We start from the raw sequence: 2921 nt of genomic DNA, 5'->3' as shown, positions 1-2921 counted from the left end.
ATAGAGAGAAAAGTAGCGTTAGCGTCAAATGTGAACATACAATATCTGGCGTGAAGAGATATAATGCAGGGAGAGGATTGTATCGAAATCACATTAAAGATGCGCGACGATCGCTTCATGTTCACTGCGGCTGGACTCTGGAATTTCTACTTAATGGCAGGATAATTTAATCAGTGAAAACCAGAATTTTCCCATTTCACTTTAAGGTTTTATTTCGCGACAAGTCTAATGTCTTGGGGTTGCCATTTGAAGCGATCGACTACGGTGGCGATTTGTCTTTCTAATTCTGGGCGTAAGTCTTCCAATTTTATACCCTCGACTTCTAGATCTGTACTTGCTTCCCAAGCATCGGCAAAAATCTCTAAAACTTTTTTTCCTTGCTCACGGGTAATAGGGATATCCTTATTAGTGGGATAGGTTCTTAGAATTCAGGAGGCAAAATTTCACACCAACTCGCCTCCTGACTACTTGCTTTTAACCTCTGAGAACAAAATCTTCTAGTTCTAATAATGGACTATTGAGCAAAGTGGCAAATTGAGCACCACTACCAAAACCTGTCTCACTACCATTGGAGTTATAGAACAAATTACCATTATCACTGTTATAAACAATTACTGCATTAGAAGTTTCTGCAAATTCGTCATCATTAACTACAGCAAATTCATCAGTAATGCTGAACCCTGTTCCTGGTTCGCTATTGATAGCAGTGAAGGTTGTGATATCCAGAATAATAATATCTCCTGGTGTTTGGGAAAAATCAGTAATTTGGTCTATACCAACATCCTCTAGGTAAAATGGTTCATTGGTGTTAAAGATAAAGCGGTCTATACTACCTCCCCCTGTTAGTATATCGTTTCCTGGTCCACCGTTTAGCGGAAAGCAATATTCCTGCTTCTTGAGACACTGTAGACAAAGTAGTGTTCAAGATAGGACTCGTCTCCACCCCTTCCAAAGAACGAAGATGCAGATTATCTAAAAAATCTACAGACAGAGGATCTGGATCTATGAGCATTAACATCCCATCTTCCCTCAAGCCAATGAAACTGTCTGAATTAGGTAACTCTGCAAACTTAGCAGTCAAACTACCTCCTTCGCCTATCGAAACCGTATCAAGAAGTGAACCATTTGCATCAAACTTTTTAACGGAATAAACTGGGTTGATAAAATTCAAATCAAAATCCGAAACAAATATATTATTCTGATCGTCAACGAAAACCCCTCTTGATGTGCTGAGATCATCAATGATAGTGGTAGCCATGATGGACTCCTCCAAAAAATCATTAAATACATCTATTACAAAACAGAGTTTTAAAATGCTGTAATCAAGTTATAAAAAGGGTTTCAGATGAATTGAAACATTTGACTCATCCTAAATATCGGCAAAATAGGGGTCGAAGTTTCCTCCTCGAGCATCAACCTGGTTATCTCGGTCAATAGATCCTGTCATCTTTCCACCCCTTTAAGCTTGATTAAATTTGCTCCGTTTCACTGGATTTATCTCAGGTCTTGAGGAATTTCTTGAATGCCAAATTCTTACTTAAGTGCAATTACAGGAGTAGTTCTAGATAAAACTTAACTTCAATTAATATTTCTCAAAATTACTGTCTTTTTCAAAAAGACTCTCACCCCTGCTCCTTCCTCCTAGCCCAAGCTAATTCGTGAATTGGAGCCTTACAGTTACTTGTTCTCTGGATACAAGTATTTCTGCTTATAAATATATATGATCTGACATCAATTCTAACTATAGGATTAACAATTATTAACAAATTTAGCAGTCAATGTTTAGATAAATAAACTTTGGGTAGTCCTATATATGTAGGGAAAATTTTAATATTTCACTACATATTTCCTCCCTTCTGGGGCAGTAGGGGGGATATCATTTTGCCATGCTATAATCCCAATCATACCTATTAGTTGTAAGGTTAAGCTCAATGGTTTTAACAGCCCAAGAATTAGAGGCAATAATGCCAGATGCTACTCAACTAGAAAGCGACGAACCCGAAATGGAAAGCTCTCAACACTATACCCAACTAATGTTGCTAGTTATTTGTCTGGAATGGTTGTGGCGCAATAGAAACGATTACTTTATTGGTGCAAGATTGAGTATTTATTACAGTCGCCAGCAGCTAAAAGCTCGCGACTTTCACGGTCCGGACTTTTTCTTAGTCAAGCAAACCCAGAAACAACCTCGAAATTCCTGGGTAGTATGGGAGGAAAACGGTAAATATCCTAACTTAATTATTGAGTTACTATCAGACTCTACCGCTAGAGTCGATCGCAACTTAAAAAAGCAGTTATATCAAGACAACTTCCGCACCCCAGAGTATTTTTGGTTCGACCCCGAAACTATGGAATTTATGGGATTTCGCTTACAACAAAATCGCTATGAAGAAATTCAACCGAACCAGGAAGGTTGGCGTTGGAGCCAAGAATTAGAATTATATTTAGGAGTAGATGGAGGTGAACTGCGTTACTTCACTGCCAAAGGTGAACGAGTGCCAACTCCCCAGGAGTCAGCGATACAAGCTCAATTACAAGTTCAACAAGCTCAAAATGCTTTTGCCGATGGTCAAAGTTGGAGAACAAACAGGCCAACAGAAGGCCAAACAAGAAGCAGTCCCTCGATTGCTTAAATTAGGATTGAGTTTAGAGGCAATTGCTGAATCTTTAGACTTGCCTTTATCGGTTGTTCAACAAATAGCTAATTCTGCTAATAACAATTAGATAACTGAAGAGATTCAGACTAACTTGGCTACAGAATATTTTTGATAAATAATTCAATTTTATCTGTAGTTATTGGACTTTGGACAAAAAGTAACTAACAGTTAGCGTAATAATTACGCTAATCAAACAGGATAATACCGCTCTATCTCCAGTGAATTTAATCACTGAAAAAAGGCAATAATTAAGAGTTGTCGCCA

2 protein-coding genes are annotated in these 2921 nt (G+C 38.1%); one reads left to right on the top strand and one right to left on the bottom strand.

Annotation, left to right across the window (positions count from 1 at the left end; translation table 11 throughout):
* Window positions 1–829: 829 nt before the first annotated feature.
* On the bottom strand, window positions 830–1258 hold the full coding sequence (locus F6K13_RS26475) for a hypothetical protein (protein WP_124146539.1): 429 nt from the start codon (window positions 1256–1258) through the stop codon (window positions 830–832).
* A 673-nt stretch (window positions 1259–1931) separates the two neighbouring features.
* Between F6K13_RS26475 and F6K13_RS26470 the strand changes: the two genes are divergently transcribed.
* Window positions 1932–2633, top strand: a complete 702-nt coding sequence (locus F6K13_RS26470; protein WP_287288918.1) for a Uma2 family endonuclease — start codon at window positions 1932–1934, stop codon at window positions 2631–2633.
* Window positions 2634–2921: the final 288 nt, after the last annotated feature.

The sequence above is a fragment of the Okeania sp. SIO2B9 genome (genome assembly GCF_010672505.1).
GTDB lineage: Bacteria > Cyanobacteriota > Cyanobacteriia > Cyanobacteriales > Microcoleaceae > Okeania > Okeania hirsuta.
This window is presented reverse-complemented; position numbering and strand designations above follow the sequence as displayed.

Coding starts and splice junctions, on each gene's coding strand:
- F6K13_RS26475 (WP_124146539.1), bottom strand. CDS start 1,258: ATGGCTACCACTATCATTGATGATCTCAGCACATCAAGAGGGGTTTTC.
- F6K13_RS26470 (WP_287288918.1), top strand. CDS start 1,932: ATGGTTTTAACAGCCCAAGAATTAGAGGCAATAATGCCAGATGCTACT.